Source organism: Magnetovibrio sp. (genome assembly GCF_036568125.1).
Lineage (GTDB): Bacteria > Pseudomonadota > Alphaproteobacteria > Rhodospirillales > Magnetovibrionaceae > Magnetovibrio.
The window spans coordinates 16,959-40,785 of the sequence record NZ_DATCTF010000009.1; the positions used below are offsets into that span (position 1 = coordinate 16,959).

The 23,827-nt window shown below is 58.2% G+C and carries 19 protein-coding genes and 1 riboswitch; of the genes, 9 read left to right on the top strand and 10 right to left on the bottom strand.

Features of this window, described 5'->3' with window-relative positions; all coding sequences use genetic code 11:
• The first annotated feature begins 86 nt into the window (after window positions 1-86).
• The 3 genes from VIN96_RS04460 to VIN96_RS04470 are packed head-to-tail and all read left to right on the top strand — an operon-like array spanning window position 87 to window position 2,280.
• Window positions 87-1,001 carry a sulfite exporter TauE/SafE family protein gene (locus VIN96_RS04460; RefSeq protein ID WP_331894237.1) on the top strand — a complete coding sequence of 305 codons (915 nt, stop codon included), beginning with the start codon at window positions 87-89 and terminating at the stop codon, window positions 999-1,001.
• Window positions 1,002-1,003: 2 nt separating this feature from the next.
• Entirely contained in the window at window positions 1,004-1,765 is a 762-nt protein-coding gene (locus tag VIN96_RS04465) for a TIGR02186 family protein (RefSeq protein ID WP_331894238.1), read from the top strand.
• Between the two features lie 5 nt (window positions 1,766-1,770).
• Window positions 1,771-2,280 carry a universal stress protein gene (locus tag VIN96_RS04470; RefSeq protein WP_331894239.1) on the top strand — a complete coding sequence of 170 codons (510 nt, stop codon included), beginning with the start codon at window positions 1,771-1,773 and terminating at the stop codon, window positions 2,278-2,280.
• A 77-nt stretch (window positions 2,281-2,357) separates the two neighbouring features.
• Here VIN96_RS04470 and VIN96_RS04475 read toward each other — a convergent pair whose 3' ends face one another.
• From VIN96_RS04475 to VIN96_RS04510, 8 genes are all read right to left on the bottom strand, one after another.
• The gene (locus tag VIN96_RS04475) at window positions 2,358-4,763 is read right to left on the bottom strand and encodes a hypothetical protein (RefSeq protein ID WP_331894240.1); all 2,406 of its coding nucleotides are present in this window, start codon (window positions 4,761-4,763) and stop codon (window positions 2,358-2,360) included.
• Window positions 4,764-4,952: 189 nt separating this feature from the next.
• Window positions 4,953-5,624: an energy-coupling factor ABC transporter permease gene (locus VIN96_RS04480; protein WP_331894241.1), complete on the bottom strand. Its 672-nt coding sequence runs from the start codon at window positions 5,622-5,624 to the stop codon at window positions 4,953-4,955.
• Window positions 5,625-5,670: 46 nt separating this feature from the next.
• Window positions 5,671-5,885, bottom strand: a riboswitch (cobalamin riboswitch).
• Window positions 5,886-5,921: 36 nt separating this feature from the next.
• Complete coding sequence (locus tag VIN96_RS04485; RefSeq protein ID WP_331894242.1) at window positions 5,922-6,902, bottom strand: universal stress protein; 981 nt, start codon at window positions 6,900-6,902, stop codon at window positions 5,922-5,924.
• A 39-nt stretch (window positions 6,903-6,941) separates the two neighbouring features.
• Window positions 6,942-8,477: a DASS family sodium-coupled anion symporter gene (locus VIN96_RS04490; protein ID WP_331894243.1), complete on the bottom strand. Its 1,536-nt coding sequence runs from the start codon at window positions 8,475-8,477 to the stop codon at window positions 6,942-6,944.
• Between the two features lie 212 nt (window positions 8,478-8,689).
• Window positions 8,690-9,349, bottom strand: a complete 660-nt coding sequence (gene rpe, locus VIN96_RS04495; RefSeq protein WP_331894244.1) for a ribulose-phosphate 3-epimerase — start codon at window positions 9,347-9,349, stop codon at window positions 8,690-8,692.
• Between the two features lie 383 nt (window positions 9,350-9,732).
• The gene (locus VIN96_RS04500) at window positions 9,733-12,015 is read right to left on the bottom strand and encodes a nitric oxide reductase activation protein NorD (protein ID WP_331894245.1); all 2,283 of its coding nucleotides are present in this window, start codon (window positions 12,013-12,015) and stop codon (window positions 9,733-9,735) included.
• A 34-nt stretch (window positions 12,016-12,049) separates the two neighbouring features.
• Window positions 12,050-12,853, bottom strand: coding sequence for a CbbQ/NirQ/NorQ/GpvN family protein (locus VIN96_RS04505; RefSeq protein WP_331894246.1), 804 nt, complete (start codon window positions 12,851-12,853; stop codon window positions 12,050-12,052).
• Window positions 12,854-12,952: 99 nt separating this feature from the next.
• Complete coding sequence (locus VIN96_RS04510; RefSeq protein ID WP_331894247.1) at window positions 12,953-14,332, bottom strand: ribulose-bisphosphate carboxylase; 1,380 nt, start codon at window positions 14,330-14,332, stop codon at window positions 12,953-12,955.
• Between the two features lie 269 nt (window positions 14,333-14,601).
• Here VIN96_RS04510 and VIN96_RS04515 point away from each other — a divergent pair, with 269 nt between their 5' ends.
• A complete protein-coding gene (locus VIN96_RS04515; protein WP_331894248.1) occupies window positions 14,602-15,672 on the top strand; it encodes a LysR family transcriptional regulator in 1,071 nt (356 codons plus the stop codon).
• A 217-nt stretch (window positions 15,673-15,889) separates the two neighbouring features.
• On the top strand, window positions 15,890-16,519 hold the full coding sequence (locus VIN96_RS04520) for an alpha/beta hydrolase (protein ID WP_331894249.1): 630 nt from the start codon (window positions 15,890-15,892) through the stop codon (window positions 16,517-16,519).
• A 35-nt stretch (window positions 16,520-16,554) separates the two neighbouring features.
• Here VIN96_RS04520 and VIN96_RS04525 read toward each other — a convergent pair whose 3' ends face one another.
• The gene (locus VIN96_RS04525; protein ID WP_331894250.1) at window positions 16,555-17,532 is read right to left on the bottom strand and encodes a DMT family transporter; all 978 of its coding nucleotides are present in this window, start codon (window positions 17,530-17,532) and stop codon (window positions 16,555-16,557) included.
• Between the two features lie 280 nt (window positions 17,533-17,812).
• Here VIN96_RS04525 and VIN96_RS04530 point away from each other — a divergent pair, with 280 nt between their 5' ends.
• A complete protein-coding gene (locus tag VIN96_RS04530) occupies window positions 17,813-19,819 on the top strand; it encodes a putative bifunctional diguanylate cyclase/phosphodiesterase (RefSeq protein WP_331894251.1) in 2,007 nt (668 codons plus the stop codon).
• A 31-nt stretch (window positions 19,820-19,850) separates the two neighbouring features.
• On the top strand, window positions 19,851-21,389 hold the full coding sequence (locus VIN96_RS04535) for a sulfotransferase (protein WP_331894252.1): 1,539 nt from the start codon (window positions 19,851-19,853) through the stop codon (window positions 21,387-21,389).
• Here the strand turns inward: VIN96_RS04535 and VIN96_RS04540 are convergent.
• On the bottom strand, window positions 21,386-21,799 hold the full coding sequence (locus VIN96_RS04540; RefSeq protein ID WP_331894253.1) for a hypothetical protein: 414 nt from the start codon (window positions 21,797-21,799) through the stop codon (window positions 21,386-21,388). The two genes, VIN96_RS04535 and VIN96_RS04540, sit on opposite strands and share 4 nt — an antisense overlap.
• A 200-nt stretch (window positions 21,800-21,999) precedes the next feature.
• On the opposite strand from VIN96_RS04540, the gene VIN96_RS04545 reads away from it, so the two are divergent.
• On the top strand, window positions 22,000-22,728 hold the full coding sequence (locus tag VIN96_RS04545) for an SDR family oxidoreductase (protein WP_331894254.1): 729 nt from the start codon (window positions 22,000-22,002) through the stop codon (window positions 22,726-22,728).
• A 23-nt stretch (window positions 22,729-22,751) separates the two neighbouring features.
• Complete coding sequence (locus tag VIN96_RS04550) at window positions 22,752-23,795, top strand: trifunctional transcriptional activator/DNA repair protein Ada/methylated-DNA--[protein]-cysteine S-methyltransferase (protein ID WP_331894255.1); 1,044 nt, start codon at window positions 22,752-22,754, stop codon at window positions 23,793-23,795.
• Window positions 23,796-23,827 lie beyond the last annotated feature (32 nt).

The following is a 23,827-nucleotide window of genomic DNA, read 5'->3' on the forward strand; positions in this document are numbered from 1 at the left end:
ATCTTTTTTTTGTAAGATCTGGGCCTCTCAACGACATTCGTATCTCGGCTTGTTGTACGAGAAACCAAACACGTCGAGGCGCTGAGATGCAAATTTATCTCCCTATCGCTGAAGTCTCGGTCAACATCTTCCTCATCCTCGGCATGGGGGGCGGTGTCGGCTTCCTCTCGGGGTTATTTGGTGTCGGCGGTGGATTTTTGATGACTCCTTTGCTGATCTTTATCGGCATCCCCCCCGCCGTGGCGGTTGGCACCGAAGCCAACCAGATCGTCGCATCCTCCATTTCCGGTGTTCTGGCGCACTTCAAGCGCGGCAACGTCGATATAAAAATGGGCGTGATGTTGTTGATCGGCGGTGTGCTCGGCTCGACCTTCGGCGTGTGGCTGTTTACGTTCTTGAAGACTTTGGGTCAAATCGACCTGGTCATTAAGTTATCGTACGTGATCTTCCTTGGCATCATCGGCTCGTTGATGTTCATCGAAAGCCTCAACTCGATGCGCGCATCGAAAAAGGCCGCGCCGCCCAAGCGTCGCCAACACAATTTCCTGCATGCGCTGCCGTTCAAGGTGCGCTTCCGCCGCTCCAAGCTCTATATCTCCGCCATTCTGCCCATCGGCGTCGGCATCGTAGTCGGTATCCTGTCTGCCATCATGGGTGTCGGCGGCGGCTTCGTCATGGTTCCGGCGATGATTTACCTGCTTGGCATGCCCACCGCGGTGGTTGTCGGCACCTCGCTGTTCCAGATCATCTTCGTGACCGCCAACGTCACGGTGCTGCAAGCCGTCAACAACTATGCGGTCGACGTCGTGTTGGCGCTGTTGCTGTTGATCGGCGGCGTGATCGGGGCCCAATTCGGCGCCCGCGCCGGCGCGAAGCTCAAAGGTGAGCAGTTGCGCGTGCTGCTGGCGCTGATGGTCCTCGGCGTGTGCGTCAAGATCGGCCTCGACCTGACCCTGACGCCCAACGATATTTACGCCCTCGGCACCACGGGAGGACATTGATCATGTCGAACATTCTTCGTTTCTTCTCCCTGCTGGCGGCTGCAATCGTTTTGGTGGCCACGTCCCCGGCATTCGCCAAGGGGCTTGAGGTCGACCTGTCCAAACCGGACGTGCGTCTCGACGTGTCGTTCAAAGGCGCAGATCTGCTGTTGTTCGGCGCCACCGACCACGAAGGCGACATCATCGTCGTGGTGCGTGGGCCGGACAAAGACACCTCGATCCGTCTCAAAGAACGCATCGCCGGCATTTGGGTCAGCACTGATGAAGTGGTTTTCGCGGGTACGCCGGGCTTCTACGCCCTGGCGTCTTCCAAGCCGATCGACGATTTGCTGCCGTCTGACGTGTTGGCAAAACAGAAAATCGGCACCGACAACTTGGGCTTGACGGTGAAATCCGCCCCCGATGGCGCAACCGACGCAACCTTGAAAAACTTCAAGGACGGTCTGGTGCGCAACATGGTCGCCAAGAACCTCTACACTGGTGAACCCGGCAAGATCGATCTGCTCGGCAAGCAATTGTTCCGCACCGATTTGTGGTTCCCGGCGAACGTTCATGTCGGCGAGTATGTGATCGACACCTACTTGGTTTCGGAGGGAAAAATTGCGACCCACAACTCGACCCAATTGACCGTACACAAGGTGGGGTTGGAAGCTGAAATCTACAGCTTCGCTCACGACCACGCATTGATTTACGGCCTGCTTGCCATCCTTATCGCCGTAGTGTCAGGATGGACCGCAAATGCCGTGTTCAAAAAGAGGGGCTAAGGTTCATGAGTGACACCCAAACCACATCCACCAATGAAGAGATGCCCAAGGAAAAGGAATTTACGTTCCTGTGCGTGGTCGATGAAAGCCCAGAACTGGGTCCAGCGCTCCGTTTTTCCTGTCAGCGCGCCAAGCGCGTCGGCGGCCGCGTGGCTTTGGTCTACGTCATTCAGCCCGCGGAATTCCAGCACTGGATGGCGATCGGCGATCTGATGCAGGAAGAAGCACGTGAAGAGGCCGAAGCCCTGCTGTCGGAATATTCCGACAAGGTCGTGCGCGCCACCGGCAAGATGCCGATCATCCATTTGCGCGAAGGCAACACCGCTGAAGAGTTGATCTCGTTGATCGACGAAGACAAAAGCATCTCGCTTTTGGTGCTCGGCGGCGCCACCGGCAGCGATGGCCCCGGCCCGCTGGTCAGCTACTTTGTCGAAAAGGCCGCCGGTAAGTTGCGCGTGCCCATCACCGTGGTGCCCGGCAACATGACCGACGAGGATATCGATAACATCACCTGATGCTTGCTCGACAACGACGCAATCAAACGGCCGACGCGCAATCGTCGGCCGTTTTGTATTGGATCAAGCCCGTCCGTTCAGGGGCGCGAAAAGTCCGGCATACCATGCGGAACAACCGCCTCATGTCCATACTTGCGCTGCAGCGCTGAAATGGCGGCCTGAAGCCGCCAGCACGGGTTGGATTGCGCGCCTTCGAGAATCTGTTTCAACCACACCGGCATGCTTGGGGGAGTTGGCTTAATACTGCCCGCAAAGTCCAACCCCATGGCCCGTGCGCTACAGGCCGGGTGGTTCGATAGCGATTCGATCGCCGCCCGATGCTGTTCCAACGTTCCGGGTATGAAAGGCAGCAGCGTCCCTGCAAGCCACGGTCGCGACGATGGCGCGCTTTGGTTCAAGCTGTCGCTCAGCACTTGGCGAACCTGCTCGCGGCCTGCGTCATCGGCGTCGGGAAGCCAGCATCTGACGACTTCGCGGAGGCTGAAATTCATGGCGAAGTCCCGGTTAGGAACGGCGGAAATATATGCGCCAAGCTTTTGCGGCAACCCTGCGGCCAATGCGAAATAGGCCGCTACGGCTTTGTCGCCAGCCCCATAACGGGGGGCGCTGTAGCTCAGCAACTCGGTCGTGGAAACGTGTGCCAAAGCATCGATCACACCCGCAGCGGGCCTATCGCTCGGACAGTCGTGTCTGCTCGACGTGTCTGAATACGGCGCCATTAGGCCGTGGGGGCCGGATCGTGGAAGCGGCGAAAAGGCCGTTTCGACGCCCCCAAGGACAAACCGGTCCGAAGCCTCCGCGCCGATGAGAAACGCGGTCCCCGGCAAGCGGCGCAGCGTATGCCCCTGCCCCCAGCCTTTTTCGCCGAGCTCAAAGCGGTCCGCACCGCCGAGATCCAAGGCCATGCCAATTCCGTTGGCCGTGCTTGCGCCTTGCGCCAGCGCGCCCGCGACATACGTGTCATCCCCGGCAACGTCGTGCAAAACGCCGATGGCCGTATCCAAGCCCATGCCTTGAGAAACCCCGATGGAAGCGCTGTACGCATCGTTTCCGGCCTCGTCGCGCAGTAGGCCCAACGCCATGTGTGTGCCCGCGCCCTGCGCATAGCGGCGCGCGTCATAGCGGTCGTCACCTCGGACGTCGTGGAGCATACCGACGCCATAGTAATAGCCGCTGCCTTGAGCGAAGAGCTTGGCCGAATACAGATCGTCGCCAGCATCGTCCAGTAACAGCCCCGTTCCACCGCCATGCCCCGTGCGCAAGCCCCGGCCCACGCCTTGCGCCCAGCTTTGCCCGCCAACGGACGCCTCTGCGCCCGGCAAGCCCTCGGCCTTATACGTATCATTTCCGCCTAAGTCCCAAAGCACGCCAACGCCTTGGGTTGCACCATAGCCTTGCCCCATCGCGATAAGCTCAAAGCCATCGCGGCCCTGGGCGTCGATCAACGCGGCAACGCCGAATGCCGCCGCACCCTGGGCAAACACCCCCGCCGTGTAGAGGTCGTCGCCGGATGCATCGACCAGCAAGGCCATACCGCCGAGCGCGGCGGCTTGGCCGGAACCTGGGCTTTCATACCGGTCCTGGCCCGCCATATCCAAGATCGCCGCCGCGCTGAGCACCGCGAGGTTGCTGCCTTGATAGGTGTCGTCGCCGCCCAGATCGATGATGGTTTGCATGGCGCTAGGCTGAGGTGGGGTCAACCCGTATCGATCGTTTCCGCCCGGGTCTATGACCAGAAATATATCGTCCATGGCATAAACGTCGGGCCCCAAGGTGCCGATCACGACATCCCCCAAGGGCGTCGCCCTGCGGTTCGCTTTCCCGCTTGCCACGTGCGATGCCGGTATCTGCCGCAGACAGATGGTCAAGCGTTGATGTATGGATAAAAACGACATACTGAGCGGCCTGATGGCGCGATCGACACTCGCCTGGCCGAGGCGGTCGAACAGCAACCGCAACCGCGTTTCATCCGTCGGATCGACCGCCTTGCCATCGTCAAGCAGACACCCGCCGGGGACGCCCTGACAACGCTGCCACACATCCCCAAGGCCCGCCGCCACGGGCGTGAGCGCATCGACATACCAATCCGCAAGTGCGTCCAGGCCAACCGGGCAATTCGCCTCCGCTTGGGGCATCTCCGCCGTGGTTTGAAGGGCTTGCATCCATTGCGCGCGATCCAGCCCCGTGTCCGCCAAGGTCTGCCCTACCAGGGCGGGGAATGTGTCCGGCAATGCGCTTGGGGCTTTGAACAGGGCGTCGAAACCGGCCATCCGATTGCGCGGCGCAAGGAACGCGTCGTGTTCGATTAAGTTATCGACAACGCCCAGAACCTCGCGCGGAAAAGACTGTTCTTGGACCGCTGCCTCGATCTGCGATGCGATCCGTCCTTGGTCAGCCGCGGACGCTGAACAACAGAATGCGACGACCAACGCGGCGGACCAGAGATAGGCTTTGAGATGCGTCCCAATCACGCCTCTCATCATAACTTTCCCCCCTTAATCACAATTGTCGGGCATGGCCATGCGGTCTGCATCTCAACAAACCGCTTGATGTTGAGTGTTAGACCATGGTGGCCCGACCGTCCACCCGGGGCTGATGGTGTGGTCATGCCGACAAACAAAAAAAACGGCCGACGATCGCGCGTCGGCCGTTTTCTCATGAGAATGATGAACTTAACGGGTGGTGTTCAATTCATGCACCACGAACAGGTTCTGCACCAGCTTGTTGTCTTGGACCTTTTTCAGGCCATTGACGACGCCCCAGGTGAGCACCGGCTCAAGCGCCACGACCAGCAGATAGGCGCTGGCGAACGCCGCCCAATCGGCAAGTGCGGTTTGGGTGTTGCCGATCCACAGCCAGAAGCCGACCATCGAGGTCACGCCGGTGTAGTAGATGGCGTCGAGCTTGACAATCTGCGCCATGCTAAGGCGCGTGCCGATGCCTTTGTCGAACAGTTTGCGGCCGACGCTGTAGTGCAGCGCGATCAGCGGCAGCATCAACGACAGCGAGTTCACGCCCAGGTGCACCAGGTCCCACGGCGAAAACAGCGTGCCTTGAACGATCAAGCCCAAGCCAAAGCCCAACAACGTGGGCAGGAAGCCCAGGGTCAGGTACATGGCCATGGCGCCGACGAAGTGCAGCTCCGACGGACCGACCGGCATGGAGAAGCTTTCCATGAAGACGCTGAAAACCACGGCGGCGACGGCGGTCTTGGCAATCGTCCAAGGCGCGCGCGCGATGTCGGCGATAAGATGTTCCTTGGCGGCCCATGCGGCGACGGTCAGCGCGCCGGCATTGGCCATGAGAATTTTAGCGGGTTGGACGAATCCAGGTTCGATATGCATGGGTGATTATCCTTTCGTACCCAACGTACTCAGCCCCTGCCCCACAGAGGCCATCATCACACAGGCAGGTCTCCTGGCTCACGGATCGCGGCCTTCTTGCACCTTCCCAAAGCTCAAGGCTTCAGTGGCTTAACGCAAGTCGGCTACCGTTAACAGTTGCGTGGGCAGCCACGGATCAGGACCCGTCGAGGTCATCCCTACCGTGTTCCCTTTTCATCCAGCAAGCTTCGCTCGCTTGGAACCTGTGCGGCTTCATTTTTGACAGTTAATCATAGCGCTGACAACCCTTTGAATGGGTTAACGCACCACCATCACCGAATTGTGTGCGGTTTGCATGACCTTCATCGCCACCGAACCGACGAAGAAACGTTCCAGGCCGTTTTTGCCGCCGTCGGCGAGCACGATCAGCGAATAGTCGGGCCCGGTTTCGACGATTTCATCGACCGGATTGCCGACTCGGGTGAGGGTTTCCACAACATTCACATTCAGGTCGTCGAGGATCTTGCGCGCCGCGTTCACGGCTTTTTCGGCATTGATTTCGCTTTCCACATCCGGGGCCACCGACAACAGACTGATGGGACATTCACACAAGCTAGCGATATACGCGTCTTTCCGGATCATCGCGTTCGATGCTTCGGAACCGTCGGTACACAGCAGATGACCGTGGCCGATTTCCAGATCGCGCGCCACCAGCACCGAGCACGGCGCATGGATGGCGATCTTTTCCGCCACGGCGGGATCGAAGAACCCCTTCAAGCCCTTGCCGCTCCAACGCGCCGAGGCGCCGATGATGATCAGGTCATAGTGACCCAGTTCCCATTGATCGAGGATACCGGTCACCACGTCGCGCGCCACTTTCAGCTTGAGCACGATCTTCTTGCCCGATTTCGAGGTGTAGTCGATCTTGTTGTCGCCCAGGCTGGTGCCGGTAATGTCGGTGTGAAAGGCTCGTTCTTCCCAGTCCTCGCGCAGATTGCCGAGCTCCATCAGCAAATCGCGGCCCTTTTTGAGATACGTGATGCCGGGCAACTCCAGCCCCCACTCCAGCATGTTGCCGCGCGCCACGTCCATTTGCAGGCCGCCGGTGCTCAAGCCCTGGTCGGATGGGCGCACATAGCACAGCACGATGTCGACATCTTCGCCTTTGGCGATTTTCGCCGCATAGCGCAGCCCCCGATACGACTCGTCCGAACCGTCGATGCACACCAGAATGCGAAACCGCGCGTGATGCGGTTCTTCGGGATTGTTGATGTTTTGGTCTTCAACATCGTCGTTCATGCGCTCTATCCCTGCCTCAAGTTGCCCACATAGCGTGTATCAGGTGCCCAAAAACGGCCAATACAAACCTGCCGCCGCCAACATGATGATCGTCGACATCACCACCATTTTCCAGCCCACGGTCAAAAAGTCGGTGGTTTTCAGATAACCCGACGCATACACGATGGTGCATGCCGGGGTGCCGACCACCGTCAAATATGCAAACGCCGACGACACCGCGGTGATGTAGCCGATCACGATCGGGCTTTCTTGCGCCGCCACGGCCAATTTCAGCACAATCGGGCCCAAAACCGCCACCGCCGCGCCGTTGGACATCGTGTTGGTCACGCCCGTGGTCAACAACGACACCGCCGCCCACAAGCCGACGCCTTCGTCCATGCCCAGGGGCGCCAGGATGTCGAGGAAGTTTTGCGCCACCCACGCCGCCGCGCCGGTGTCCTTCATCTGTACACCGAGCGAAATCGCCGCCGCATACAGCAACACCACACCCCAGTTGACGCCCGAGTTGACATCCGGCCACGCCACCAGCCCCGCGATCAAGAACGCCGCCGCGCCCAATATGGCGATGGTGCCCATGCCGTATTCGGCCGAGCCGAAAATCCATCCCAACAGCACCAGGAAAAAGATCCCGATGGCGACCCAATCGCCGGCCTTCATCGCGCCTTGGCTTTCGACCTGCGCACGCAGCTTCACCACCGCGCGCGACAAGTCCTTGTATTCAGGACGGAATGTCAGCAGCAAGATGATGGTGACGAACGGCACCTGGATCAAAAAGATCGGGTACGCGTACATCATCCAGTGCACGTAATCGATCAGATACATAAACGTTTCGGGATTGAGCGGATCGTAGAAAAACTCTTTCCAATAGCCGATCATGATGGCGTTGCGCGCACCGCCGGACGGCGTGCCGATACCCGCCACCGAACAGCCATACGAAATGGAAAACAGCAACACTGCAGCCAGATTGCGGACCTTTTTAGGATCGTTGCTGGTCAATTGAATCAGCGTGATGCCCACCGGCAGCATCATCGCCGCAACCGTATGCTCACCGACGAACGATGCGAGTACGCCCGACACCAGCGCAATGCCGAAGGCAATGCGCGACGTCTTGGTGCCGGTCATGCGCACCAGAATCCAAGCGATGCGGGTGTCGAGTTTTTGCTTCACCACCGCCACCGCCAGCATCAACGAGCCCATGATGAACAATACGCTGTCGCTCATCAAAGAGCGGGCGACGGCTTTGCTTTCGATGCCCATCAACATCACCTGGCCGATGATGATCAACAGCGCCACCGTCGGCAGCGGCACCGGTTCGGTGACGAACAAAATGGTGGCGACCACGCTCATGGTCAAAATGATCATGCCCGACTGTGTCAGGCCCTCCGGCGTGGGCATGTACAACAGCCCCGCCCCCACCGCCATCGCGATGAAAAACCAACGCTTTTCCCAGAAATAGAGATAATTGCCGCGCTTGCGCAGACCGGCGATGGGTTTGACAAGCTTCAGCGCCCGCCCAGCGGCGGTGCGGGCCGGAGCGGCACCTGGGTTTGCGGGATCCGGATCAGCATCAACCATATCTGTCGCCTGCCTTACTTAACCGTACAAGGGCTCATCATTGCAGCCGGATCACCCTTGCATTCTTCGTCATTGGATTAATCTGACGTGAAAACAACAACGAAACAATCCTGAAACGATCATTATGGCATAAAGATGACCCATCGAAGTATTGCACAACAAAGCCCGCCCAGGGAACCGGGCGGGCTTTGCGATGATGTTCGTGCGCGGATTTAGGCGCTGTAGGCGTCGCGGATCGCTTTGATGGTGGCAACGTAGTCGTCGCCCTTGAACACCGCCGAACCGGCAACCAAGCAGGTCGCGCCCGCATCGACCACGGATTTCGCGGTGGAGGCGTTGACGCCGCCGTCGACCTGAATGTCGATGGGACGATCGCCGATCATGTCTTTAACGGCGCGGATTTTGTTGAGTGCGGCGGGAATGAAGCTTTGGCCGCCGAAACCGGGATTGACGCTCATGATCAACACCATGTCGAGCTGATCGATGATGTTTTCCAACACGCTCACCGGGGTGTGCGGGTTGAGCGACACACCGGCTTTCTTGCCCAAGCCCTTGATGACCTGGATGGAACGATCCAGGTGCTTATCGGCTTCGGCGTGAACCACGATCTGGTCGGCGCCAGCCTTGGCGTAATCTTCAAGGAAGGGTTGTGCAGGGTCGATCATCAAGTGGACGTCGAAGAACTTTTCGGTCCACGAACGAATGCACGAAATCACCGGCGGGCCGAAGGTCAGGTTGGGCACGAAGTGACCGTCCATGACGTCGATATGAATCCAATCCGCGCCGGCTTCGTCGACGGCTTTGACTTCTTCGCCCAAACGCGCGAAGTCCGCGGACAGAATGCTCGGTGCAATCTTGACGGTATCGGTCATGGTGGTTCTCCATATTTCGTGAACATGGGGCCAAAGGTCGAAAATTAGGCCCTGTGATAGAGAAGGCCCCCGCCAAAGACGGGGGCCTTCCGGGTGGTTCTGGGATAGGTGCGAGCGGACCTCCCCAGGTTTACTCGTCGCCCAGAACCTCCGCGATCTCGTGTTTCGTTCGACACTTTCAGAAACAAAACCAAACATCGGGATGAGGTACCTACCCGGTTGGCTTTAAGCATCCAACGAACGATGATTTTTTGTATGGCAGTTTTCTAATAAAGTCAAACGAACAAAGCTAAAAATGGCTGAATTTAAGTAATTTTAGGCCACTTCCAACCCCATAGGGTAGTCACCGACTGCCCATTTAAAGGGCTCACCAATCGCTCGCCTTACTTGGTCAAGGCCATAAACAGTTGCGGTAGTTTCTCCGGCAAGCGGTCGATATTGTCGATCACCGTGTATTGCTTACCGAATATATCGCCGATGTATTCGTCGGCCTTTTTGTCGAGATTGATGCAGTACGTATAAATCCCCATCTGGTCCAGCTCTTGAACCGCCTTGCGGGTGTCTTCGATCAGGTGGCGTTCGTCGTCGACGTCGATGTCGAACGGTTCGCCATCGGTCAGCACGAGCATCAGTTTTTTGTCCGATTTGCGCTGGCTCAAAGTCTGCGCGCTATGACGCAAAGCCGCGCCCATGCGGGTTGAATAACCAGCTTCAATCGCCGCCAGACGGCCTTTGACCTCGTCGTTCCAGCTTTCCGAATAACCCTTGATATGCTGGTAGCGAACTTCATGCCGGGAATTGGACGAAAACCCGGCAATGGCCAACTCGTCGCCTAAGCGATCAACCGCCCAACCCATGAGCGAAACCGCTTCCTGACTGAGTTCGAGAATCGTCTGCGAACAGCCGTCGGGAACTTCGTTGACCGATTGCGACAAATCCAACAGCAGCATCACCGAAATATCACGGCCGTCGTGACGGTGGCTCATGTTGATGCGCGGGTCGGGCTGCGCCCCGGACTTGAGATCGATCAGCGAGCGAATCGCCACGTCGAGATCCAGCTCCGAGCCGTCTTCCTGATAGCGCACCCGCACATAATGCTGCGGCTTGAGCAGATCGAGGATTTGCTTCAAGCGCTTGGCCAGCACCGCGTGCTTGCTCAGCAAGCCGTCGATCACCCCCGCATCGCCCGGCGGATGCAGGCTTTCATAGAGGCTCACCCAGTCGGGACGATAGGTTTTCGAATGATAGTCCCATTCGGGATAGTGGCGCGGCGGCAGGCCCTGCTCTTCCTCGGCGTTTTGTTCCGACGCGGTGCGCAGCTGCTCTTCGAACATTTCCTCGTCATCGCCCAGTTCGTGGTATTTCCACATATGGCGATTGTCGTCGCGGTAGCTGATTTCGGTGTCGGTAAAATAGACGTTGGCCGACTGGTCTTCCTGGCGGCGCGTGCGCGCGATGAAGGAAATGGCCAGGTTGGCGACCTCCTGGGTGGAGCTTTCGCCATCCGCCATCAAACCGTGAAAGCGTTCGACAAACTCGTTCAGGTCCTTGTTTTCGTAAGGATGGTCGGGATCGAGCACGGCGTAGGAAAACATCGCCAAACGATGACGGATGCACGATTGCACCGCAGGATCGCAATCGTCTTCGATGGGTTTGGGGTGCAGCGCCAAAAACAGTTTGCGCATGCCGGGATATTCGCGAATGACCAATTGCTCGACCCGGCAGTCTTCGAACATTTCCGCCGCGACGCGCTGAAACGGGCTGAAGTTGTCGGCGAAAATCGCCTTGGTCCAACGCCGGTGCGCAGCCATGTGCGCCAACAACACGCGATAACGGTCGGTGCCTTTGACGTGCGCGCCGGTGTCAGGGTTGTCGAAATCGTCGTAAACGTCGGGCACGCGCAAGCCCAGTTCGTCGAAATACGGCAGCGGTTTGCGCAGCTCGTCAAAGCCCAATGAATACGGCACGAAATGGGCCTGCTGATCCAACCACAGGCCTTTCATGTAAAGGCTCAGCTTGCGTTCGTTGTCGGCAAACAACGTACCGTGGCGTTCGCGCTGCAAAATCGCCTTGGAATCGGCCGATTGCAGCGAGAAATAATCTTTCTGGCGTTCGGGGTGATTGATGTAGTGACGTTGGCCGTAGTCGATCCAGTTCTTCAACCCTTCCAGCGACAACTGGCTGAGCAGATAAGGCATCTGGTTCAGCATTTCCGGTAAACCGGGGCTGGGAATGGTGGTGTGGATACCGTGGATCGACCCGGTGGTCTTGTCCATGAAATCGAACACCTTGGTGACGAACTGGCAAAACAGTTCTTCGGAACCCAAGCGCCGCGACGCCTCGCCCAAGGTCTGCAGGAACGGCAAGATCGCCTTGCCGTTGGGTGTGCGCGACATCTTCCACACCGCTTGGGAGACCTTTTCGATGATCTCTTCACCCAGGTTTTGGCCGATTTTCGGCATCTCTTCGAGATACACCTGCACCGGCTCGAAGCCGCGCCCGATCATGCAGATCAGCGACGCCCCGTCCAACAGCGCACGCACGCCGTCGGTGGACAGCCGCGCCACCGCGTCTTCCATACACCCCGCGAACGCGGTGTCGAGCTGCTCGAACCCGCACGACAGGTGCGAGCGCAGTTCGTCCAGTTCGTCTTGGCTGAGGGTCATGGCGACGTCTTCCTTATGAAGGGTCTTGCGATTCTCAGCCGAACACGGCGTCGATGGAGTGCTTCAAGGTCGCCGAGATATCGGTGTCGTCGGTGATCGGCGCGACCAACGCCATGCGGCATGCGTCGTTCGGTTTGATGCCTTGCTTGATCAAGCGCGCGGCGTACACCAACAGACGCGTGGAAATGCCTTCATCCAGGCCATGGCCCTTCAGGTTGCGTGCGGTTTGGCCGATTTTCACCAACTTGGTGGCGGTGTCTTCGTCGGTGCCGGTTTCCTTGGCGATGATGCCCGCCTCGACCTTGCCTTCGGCATAATCGAAATTGAGGCCCGAAAAACGCTGCTTGGTGGACTGCTTCAAGTCCTTCATCAAGCTCTGGTAACCGGGGTTGTAGGAAATCACCAACTGAAAATCTTCGTGCGCGTTGACCAGCTCGCCCTTCTTGTCCAACGGCAGCGTACGGCGATGGTCGGTCAACGGGTGGATCACCACAGTGGTGTCTTGACGCGCTTCGACCACTTCGTCGAGATAGCAGATCGCACCGATGCGCGCCGCCACCGTCAACGGACCGTCCAGCCAGCGGGTGCCGTTGGCGTCCAGCAGGTAACGGCCGACCAGATCCGAGGCGGTCATATCTTCGTTGCACGCCACGGTGATCAGGGGTTTTTTGAGCTTCCAAGCCATGTATTCGATAAACCGCGACTTGCCGCAGCCGGTCGGGCCCTTGACCATCACCGGAAGACGCTCGGCGTAAGCGGCTTCGTAAAGCTCCACTTCGCTGCCGATGGCTTGGTAGTACGGCTCTTCAGCGATCATGTACTGTTGAGAGTCGGACATAGCTTAGAATCCTTCAAAACGTTCGGTTCGGAGAAAAAAACGGCCGAGAGCAGTCTAAACCACTCCCGGCCGCCTTTGGTCAGCTTATTGCCGGTGTGCTTACTTGTGCACGCCCAGCTTTTCGCGCCAGCCCGGGAAGATCTTGTCGGCATCGCCGGGGAAGCTTTCGAACGCACGTGCGAACTCTTTGTGCTCCTTAGCGAATTCGATCGGATCGGCGCCGGATTTCCAGCACTCGTAGGCTTGACGCAGCGAAATCGCGCCGGCCGCCGGGCTGTCGATGTGGCCGTAAGAACCACCGCCGGAGGTGTTGATCACGTTGGCGTGCCCGAGGTTCTCGAAGAAGCCCGGCAGACGCAGCGCGTTCATACCGCCCGAAATGATCGGGGTGGTCGGCTTCATGCCTTCCCACTCCTGGTGGAAGTGCGGGCCGTCGGCGCTATCGCGCTCGATCATATAGGCAATGTTCTTATCAGACGCTTCGCCTTCCATCTTGCCGTAGCCCATGGTGCCGACGTGGATACCGGAAGCACCCTGCATACGGGACATTTTGGCCAGAACGAAAGCGGTGTAACCGCGCTTGGCGGACGGCGACGTCACCGCGCCGTGACCGGCACGGTGATAGTGCAGGTACTGACCGGCAAAGTGACGACGGGCGGTGGTGACCATGCCCGGGCCGCCGACATAACCGTCGACCAGGAAGGCAACCTTGTCGGCGTCGGGGCCGAAGGTGCGCAGGATGAATTCGCCACGGGCCATCATTTCATAGTGGTCGTCGGCGGTGATGTTGGCCGAGAACAGCTTCGCTTCGCCGGTTTCGTCCATGGCGCGCTTCATGGCGTCGTAGACTTTCGGGATCACGACGTTCATCGGACAGAACACCTGGTTGCCCTGGGGTTCGTCGTTTTTGATGAAGTCGCCGCCAAGCCAGAACTGATAGGCTGCTTCGGCAAACGGTTCCGGACGCAGGCCCAGCTTCGGCTTGATGATCGTACCGGCGATGTAACCGCCATCGACGATGGGACGGCCCAAGATGCGCCACAGGTCGGAAATGTCCTTGGACGGACCGTCGAACAAGCGCAGGTACGCGGGCGGTACGTAGAAGTCTTCCATTTTGGCGTGTTCGATGTCGCCCATGCCTTGGTTGTTACCGATGGCCAGGGTCAGGAACGATACGATCATCGCGCGGCCGTCGGTGATGTTGCGATCGAACAAATCCATCGGATACGCGATCTTCATCAATTCCTTGGCTTCGTCGATCTCGTAGACCAACGCGTCGACACCCTTGGTGAAGTCGTCGGTGGTGGACACTTCGACGTTGGTGCCGGTGGAGGATTCAGCGGCGAAGTGTGCGGCGGCTTCCAAATAGCCATAGCCGGTCTTCGGCTTCATGCGGTAAGCGACAAGCACGTGCTTGCCGCCGGAAATCAGGTCGTCTTCTTTAAGGCTCAAATCGGCGTAACGATTAGACTGGTCCATAACAGGCCCTCTCTTTAGCGTCTCAAAATAACGTGAAGCGGCCCAAATATTTGCGTCGGGGCGCCTTCACCTTCCTGTGTATATTCTTTTTGGAATGTCCCCAACCACGGTGGCCATCCAAGTGGCGGTGACTATAGGACTCGTGATGATATAAAAAAACTCATTTATATTGATCATTAAGATAAGTTTTGCTTATACTTTCACAACAACACCACGTATTTCGCTGTTTAAAGGCACGGCCGCACGCGCCGACACCGGGAAACAACGCCATGCACGTCACGTTACGCCAGTTGGAAGCCTTCATCACTGTTTCGCGCCATCTCAGCTTCACCCGTGCAGCGGAAGAGCTCAACCTCACGCAACCAGCCGTGTCGATGCAGATCAAGCAACTGGAAAGCCAGTTGGGCCAAGCGTTGTTCGAGCATATGGGCAAAAAGATCTACCTCACCGAAGCCGGACACGAGGTGCGACAGTACGCCCGCTCAATTCTCCAACTGGTCGACAACATGAAAGCGGGGCTCGATAGCCTGACCGGGCTGGAACGCGGCACCCTGAGCATCTCGGTCGCCACCACCGCGCACTATTTCGCCCCCAAACTGCTGAGCATCTTTTATGAGCGCTACCCCGGTGTGAACGTCAAACTCGACGTCACCAACCGCGAAAGCCTGGTCAGTCAGCTGGAAAACAACACCGTCGATATGGTCATCATGGGCCGTCCGCCGGAAGACATCGATATCGAATCCGGCGCATTCATGGAAAACCCGCTGGTGCTTATCGCGCCTTCGGACCATCCGTTCACGCGGGAGAGGTCTATTCAGCTCAAACGCCTTGAAAATGAGGTGTTCTTGGTTCGCGAAGAAGGCTCCGGTACACGCAAGGCGATGGAGTTGTTTTTCGCCCAACACGGCATCGCCATGACGACCGGGATGGAAGTGAGCTCCGACGAAGCCATCAAGCGTAGCGTGCAAGCGGGCCTGGGCCTCGGGATCATGAGCCGCGACGCGGTGCAAAACGAGTTGCAACTCGGTCTGCTCTCGACCCCCGACGTGCTGCACTTCCCTATCATGCGCCATTGGTACGTGATGCACCGCAAAGGCAAGCGATTGTCACCAGTGGCCCAGGCGTTCAAGACGTTCCTGCTTGAAGAGGCCGCTAGCATTCTCAAGAAAGAGCCCAAGATGCCCGCACATGGCCCTTCACTGCCCCCCGCGCAGCACCCTGCCCCGAACTCCATCACCACTCCCGGTCACGACGAGCCCGTCAAATATGCGCCGGTAAAACCTAAATACGTGCTCACCGGCCCCGATGGAAATCCGATCCCCCCCGCACCGCGCAAATAGTCTTTTTGTCTTATAAATTATACCTAAGGCATACCCACAAAGCATGGATTGTTGCCATCGCCCCAATCGATCATAATGGTTGTGCCAAGACAATGAGAGATGCACAATAAGGCGAACAACCACTGGTGCTCATCGACACCACCCTGAGTGGTCATGCATGTTGAAATCGAGCACACGCCTGTATGAAAATTTTGTAGGCTGAGGAGCAAATACGATTATGATGGGCCACAAGTTTTTCGATTTCAAGCAACTGAACATCGTCAGCGCGAGGTCAAAGCCGATGCCGTCTGAACCCACTGTCCTCCTAGTACCGGGGCTTGGCGGCTCGGGCCCGAACCATTGGCAATCGCGCTGGGAGCAAACGCGCCAGGGTTGTTCGTTCGTTCGTCAAAACAATTGGAATATCCCCGACCGCCAGGATTGGCTGTCAGGCCTGGACCGTGCAGTGCGTGCGTGCGCAACGCCGCCGATTTTGGTTGCACACAGCCTCGGCTGCGCCTTGGTGGCGCACTGGGCGGCCCTGCATCCCACCACCCCCGTGCAGGCTGCGCTGTTGGTTGCGCCGGCGGATGTCGATTCCGATCAGCACACGCCCGCAGAGGTGCGCGATTTCGCGCCCATGCCGATGGCCCGCCTGCCGTTTCCCACCAGCGTCATCGCCAGTACCACGGACACTTACGTCGATACGCATCGCGCCCAGGTGTTTGCCACGGCCTGGGGCGCCGACTTCATCAACATCGGCGCTTGCGGGCATATCAACGCCGACTCGCGCCTCGGCGATTGGGACAAAGGCTGGGATGTGTTGGAAGACCTGATTGCAGCCGAAGACGCCCTCTCCCTAGCCTGATGATCGGTTCTGCCGATACAACACTCCATTTACGCTTAGCGGCGCCCTTCGTCCTCACCCACCATCGGCATCGGAACCGCCGTCGGCGGCGGAGCGGCTTCGATGGTATTGGCTGTATCGACGCTCAGGGCTCTTTCGCGGCGCTTCAGGCGCGTTTCGCGATGCAACAGATACAAACCGCTTACGACGATGATTGCGGCCCCGACGATGGTCGGTTGGCCGGGGATATGCCCCCACAACCAATAGCCCATCAAACTGGCCCAAACCATAGCCGAGTATTCAAACGGCGCCACCACGCCCACCGGTGCAATGGAAAAAGCCCGCGTCAAACTCAGTTGCCCCAACACGGCGATCACGCTGATCACCACCACCAGTCCCAAATCGTCAAAGGCCATGGGTTTGAAATCCGTGGTGATGAACGCGCTCGACGCCACGCCGACGTAGGCTTGAAAATAAAGCACTTGTTTATAGGCGCCCTCTCCCGGCCCCATCCAGCGCGTGATCAACATAAACAGCGAATAGGACAGACTCGACAACAAGGCGAACACCGCGCCGCTTTGAAAGAAATCCCCGCCTGGATTGGCCGCCACCACCACACCGAAAAATCCAACCACCACGGCCATCCAGCGGTGCGGGCCGACGTGCTCCTTGAGCAGCGGCACCGACAGCGCGGTCATGAGGAACGTCGCGCCGAAAAATATCACCGTGGCGTCGGCCAACGGCAGTGTCGAGAGGGACGAGAAGAAGAAAAACGGCGCAAAAAACCCCAACCCGGCGCGTGCGAAATGCAATGCCGGACGTTTGGTGCGCAGCGCGCCTGGCGGCAATACCCGCCACGCCCAAACCGCCATCGCCGGAACGACGAACCAACTGCGCACAGCAAGGATTTGGAGAACCGAAAACCCCGTATCGAGCAAGACCTTAACCACCGCATCCATCACCGACAGAAATAGTGCGCCAAGTAAGATCAGTATAATGCCCTGTACGTTGTTGTTGGGGCCTGAATCAACCATAGATATTTCCAAATCGTATGTGATAGGGCAAAATAAGGCATCTGTTTAGATCACCTTATTCACCTGTTTGGAAAGACATTTTTACAATACCTAACACGTGGGAAAGCTGGCGCACGGGGAACGCCGCCACAATTGAATTCCCCCACTGGGTGTGGTGCCCCACCCAGACGGACCGGAGAATTTTATTGAATAATACCAATAGATTATTCAAGATTTCCAAGCTGTGGCTTCCGGTCGCGGCGCATTTTTGTTGCGCCCGCGTGTTGAGGGCTGTCTCGCCATGACCCTCACCGCAACGATCATTTTGATTTCCATTTTTTTTCAAATGAGCGCGGCGGTGCTGTCTTTGTTTTTGATCCGCACCACCGGATGGCGCATCGCTTGGGCTTGTATTGCGTTCGCGCTGCTGCTGATGTGCATTCGCCGTTCCATTACGTTCATCAACGTGGTGCAGGATAGCCAATTCACCGGCAACCTTTATGCCGAATTGGTGGCTTTGATCATCTCCTTGCTGATGCTGGTCGGCGTGGCCTTGATCGGCCCGCTGTTTGCCGCCGCCAAGCGCGCCGATAAAAAGGTCCGCGATTCCGAGCGGTTGTTCGCCAGCATTTTTCACGCCACCCCCATGGCCACCATCGTCACCCGCCTATCCGACGAAATCCGCCTCGACGTCAACGCCGAGTGGGAAACCATGTTCGGTTACAGCCGCGACCAGGTCGTCGGCAAAACGCCTTTGGACGTACAGATCTGGGATACCTTGGACGATCGCCTGCGCTACACCGAAATGATCAAGGAGGCCGGACGCATCCGCGACTTTGAAGCCCGCCTGCGCACCGCCAGCGGACAAGTTCTCGATGCCCTGCTCAGCGGCGAGATCGTCAACCTGAATGGCGACCCGGCGATCTTGACGGTCGTTCACGACATCACCTTGCGCAAGCAAAACGAAGCCAAAATCGCATTTCAGTCCAACTACGACGCTTTGACGGAACTGCCCAACCGGTCCCTGTTCGCCGACCGTCTGACCCAGGCGATCAGCATCGCACGGCGGGAAAAAACCTTGGTTGCACTGTTGTACATCGACTTGGACAACTTCAAGGTCATCAACGACACCCTTGGTCATTCCGCCGGCGATCGGCTGTTGATCAAGGCGACGCATCGGTTGCTCAACGCGGTGCGCGAAGAAGACACCGTCGCGCGCCTGGGCGGGGATGAATTCACGCTCATTTTGACCGGCATCACCAAAGAAGCCTATGCAAGCATCGCGGCGAACAAGATCCTCAACACGCTGTCGCAACCCTTCTCACTTGATGGCCGCGAAATACATATCTCCGCCAGCATCGGCATCAGCACCTTTCCCCGCGATGGCGACGATGTCGAGGAATTGCTGAAAAACGCAGATACCGCGCTTTACCGCGCCAAAGCCCAAGGACGCGGCGTATTCCGCTTCTTCACCCCGGAAATTCAAGCCGCCGTCACCGAACGCGTCGAGTTAGAACATGGGCTGCGCCAAGCTTTGGCAAACGACGAATTGATGCTCTATTACCAACCCCTATTCGATCCCAAGATCGAGCGCGTGATCGGCGCCGAAGCGTTGATCCGTTGGAACCACCCCCAACGCGGCATGGTGTCTCCCGATGCCTTCATCCCCATCGCCGAAGACAGCGGGTTGATCATCCCGATCGGCGAATGGGTGATCAAAACGGCATGCACTCAATTGCTGGCATGGCAAAACGCAGGCTTTACCGGGTTGCGCATGTCGATCAACCTGTCGATCCGCCAACTCGGCGATCCTAATCTGGTGGCGTGCATCGAACGCATGTTGCAAGACAATGCGCTCGACCCCGAGCAGTTGGAACTTGAAATCACGGAAAGCCTGTTCGTCGATCATCGCCCCGAAACCCTATCCGTTTTGAAAAAGCTCAAGGCCCTGGGCGTGACCTTGGCGATCGACGATTTCGGCACCGGATATTCGTCGCTGAGCTACCTCAAACGCTTCCCCATCGACACTTTGAAAATCGACCAGTCGTTCATCCGTGATGTCACCGAAAATACCGATAGTGCCGCGATCGTCGATGCAGTGGTCGCCATGGCCCACCGCCTCAACCTCAGCGTGGTTGGCGAAGGCGTCGAAACGCAAGAACAACTGACCTTTCTCAACATCGCCGGATGCGATATCGTGCAGGGCTATCTGCTTGGACGTCCAGGTGAGGCCGACGCAATGATCCCGATGTTGACCCAACAACGCAATGCATCGCTGGACCTTACCAGACCTTACACAAGCTCTTAAGAAACATCCTTTGCGCTGTGAGACCCCTTAAGTGACCAAACATGCGAGCGACGAGACCGATTTCCGCCGCGCCGCAGAGCTACAAAACAGCGGCGACAGCGCGGGTGCGTTCGCGCTGTATCGCAAGCTCTATCCTCGTCACCAAAAAAGCCCGGAATTTTTGATCCACATGGCCATCTGCGCCGTGAGCCTGCACAAGTTCGAGCAAGCGCGCAAACTGGCGCAAAGCATTTTGCGGCTGCGCCCCGATGCGGGATCGGCGTACAACGTGCTTGGTGTCGTGGCGATGCGTGAAAACGACTTAGCCACGGCCGCAAAGCATTTCGGCGATTTCGTCGCCCATGCCCCCGCTCATGCCGATGCGCGCCTCAATTTGGCCGAGGCGCTGAACAAGTTGAACCGCGCCGAACAGGCTGCCGAACATCAGCGCCGCGCATGCGAACTGGCCCCCACCCGCGCCGATACCTTTTACCTCTATGCCACCACCTTGCGCGCACTCGGCCGCAAGGACGAGGCCATCCGCAACTTTCGCCGTGCATTGGAACTGAACCCCGACTACGCCGGGGCTTGGAAGATGCTGGCTGAATTGCGCGCCTTGGCCCCCGCAGACATCCCAACCATGACAGCTGCGTTGGAACGCCTCAGTGGTCACGATGAAGAGCAAGCGAAACTCCATTTCGCCCTCGCCACCCAGTTCGATCAAAACAAAGTTTACGATCAAGCCTTTAAGCATTTGGACGCGGGCAACGGTCTGGTCCGTAAAGCCTTGAACTACGATGTCGCCAAGGACGAGTGGCTGATGTCAAACATTGCCACAACGTTCGACGCCGGATGGATGGAGCGCTTCGCCTCCAAAGGCTTGGATAGCCCCCGCCCGATCTTCATCGTCGGCATGCCGCGTTCCGGCACCACCTTGGTCGAACAGATTTTGGCTGGCCATTCGGACGTTTACGCCGGTGATGAACTGTCGTTTTTGGCCGAGGCGATCACCGCACACGGAGAGTATCCCACGGCCGTGCGCAAATGGACGCAAAAGACACTGCATGCCATCGGTAAACGTTATCTCAGCGCTCTGGATAATCTGAACGCCGACTGTCCCCACGTCACCGACAAGATGCCCAGCAACTTCCTTTACCTCGGTGTGATACGCGCAATTTTCCCCAATGCGCGCATCCTCCACTGCATGCGCGATCCGATCGACACTTGTTTGGGCAATTACCGCCAGATGTTCACCGTCGGCCAGCACTTTTCCTACGATCAACGCGATCTGGCACGTTATTTCAAAGCCTACCAAACCCTCATGGAGCACTGGCGCTCGTTGTTCGGCGCGGCGATTTTGGATGTGCGATACGAAGACGTGGTGCAAGCGCCCGAACAACAGGCGCGCAGGATCGTGGCCCATTGCGGATTGGATTGGCAGGACGGCTGCATCGATCTGACAGCATCAAAGCGCGCCGTCTACACCGCCAGCGCCGCACAGGTGCGCGACGGCATCCACACCGAATATCTGGAACGTTGGCGCCCCTATGCGCCCCACATTCAGGTACTCATCGATGGATTGTCGGCTTAAGAGGTAACTGCGGGCTGATTTTTCTTCGGTGCGGTGGGAATCAAAGCCAGCGCTACCCAAAACGCGATATTCACCACCGGCACCCACATCAACAGCGCCAAGATCGGATGCTTTGCGGCATTGCGCAATCGGCGCGCGGCGACGTTGCCCAGATAGAGTCCGGCCACCAGCGACATCCCCAACTGAGCCTTCCACACGTTTTCTGCACTCAACGAACGGACAATTTCGAAATACAAGTAGCCCAACACCGCCGCACCGACGAAATAAAACAGCACGAAGTGAAAGCGTTCCAAGGTCGCGCAGGTTTTGCGCTCAACCAGCGCGCCCGGCACCGTTCCCACCACGGCCGCCAAGACGTCGAAGCTGAAGTAAAAGTTCGTGATGCCATCGATCAAAGTGCTTACGTCCACGCCGAAAAGTCCTTGCCCGTGATTGTTTACGCGTGTGTATCGGTGATGTGTGCGGCCCACTCATACCCGAGCTTTGCGCCTATGGATAATAATAAAATTGTGACACCCGGCCATTATTTGAAAACGGTGCCTGATTTTCGACGGACAACCGCACAACGACGCCTTAGCGTTTGTGCAGGATCGACAAGGAGAAATCAGCCATGATCTTCGAGCACAAAACCGTTTTCATCTCCGGCGCCAATCGCGGTATCGGCAAAGCCCTGGTGGCGGCGCTGTTGCAACGCGGCGCCGAAAAAGTCTACGCCGCAGCGCGCAACACCGCCACCATAGCCGACTATGGTGACACGCGCGTGGTGCCCGTCGCGCTGGACATCACACACCCTGATCAGGTCCGCGCCGCCGCCGAGATGGCGGCGGATACCGACATTCTGATCAACAACGCCGGCGCCGCGACCTATGCCAGCGCCATGAGCGGTTCTCTGGATGATGCCAAGCGGGACATGGACATCAACTGCTTCGGTACCCTCGACATGATGCGCGCCTTCGTCCCGGTTCTGGAAAGTAAATCCGACGGCGCCATCGTCAACGTGGTGTCCATCGCGGCGTTCGTGAACTTCCCGTTTCTGGGTGGCTACTCGGCTTCCAAAGCGGCGCTGTTTTCCCTCACCCAAGGGGCGCGCTTGGAACTCGCGGCCAAAGGCATCGCCGTGCACAGCGTCAATCCCGGCCCCATCGACACCGACATGACCAAGGACATCGCCATGGACAAGACCAGCCCGGACGTGACCGCCCGTGCCATTCTCGACGGATTGCAGGCCGGTCAGTTGGACTTTTCCCCCGACCCCACCGGCCAAACGATGTTCGAAACCTGGCGCAAAGATTATCGCGCCCTGGAAGGCATGGTTGCGGATATGATGGCGGGAGCATGAACATGCAGGCAGGGAACGCTCACATGATCTCGGACCAGGAACGGCGCGAATACTATCGCGCTTTCAGCCACAAGAATGCCGCCTACGAGGGGGTGTTTTACGCCGGCATCAAAACCACCGGGATCTTTTGCCGCCCGACCTGCCCGGCGCGCAAAGCCAAGTTGGACAATTGCGAGTTCTTCAAATCCGCCCAGGAGGCGTTGCTGGCCGGATACCGCCAATGCAAACGCTGCCAGCCGTTGTCGCACCCGGGCGAAGCCTCGGAACTCATCAAACGGCTCGTCGACGCGGTCGAGGCCGAACCAGACAAGCGTTGGAAAGACGCCGATTTCCGCGCCTTGTCGGTGGACGCCTCGACCGTGCGGCGACAGTTTAAAAAGCGCTTCGGCATGACCTTCGTTGCGTATGCCCGCGCCCGGCGCATGGGACTGGCGTTGCAAAACATCCGCAACGGCAGTTCGGTGATCGAAGCGCAGCTGGACGTCGGATACGAATCCGACAGCGGCTTTCGCGACGCCTTTTCACGCATCATGGGCGCGGCGCCCAGCGCTGGGACACACCGCGCATTGAAAGCCGAATGGCTCGACACCCCGCTCGGGCCGATGATCGCCATGTGTGATGATGCAGCGCTGTATTTGTTGGAATTCGTCGATCGTCGAGGATTGGAGCGTGAGATCGAACGCCTGCGCAAAAGCCAATCCGCCGCCATCGTGCCGGGTCGCACCGCCATCACCGACACCCTGGACGCCGAATTGAAAGACTATTTTTCCGGCACACTTTCGACCTTCACCATCCCGCTTGCCGACATCGGCAGTGCGTTTCAGAAATCCGTTTGGGCTGAACTTAAGCGCATCCCTTACGGCACAACGTGGTCTTATACGGATTTGGCGCAATCGTTGGGCCGCCCCACGGCAGCGCGCGCGGTGGCCGCCGCCAACGGCCGTAACCAAATCGCCATCGTCATCCCCTGTCACCGGGTGGTCAATATGGACGGACAACTGGGCGGCTACAGTGGCGGCATCGCCCGCAAAAAATGGCTGATCGAACATGAGGCCCGGCACGCATAAAAGGGCGGCCCGTGAGGACCGCCCTTTTCATC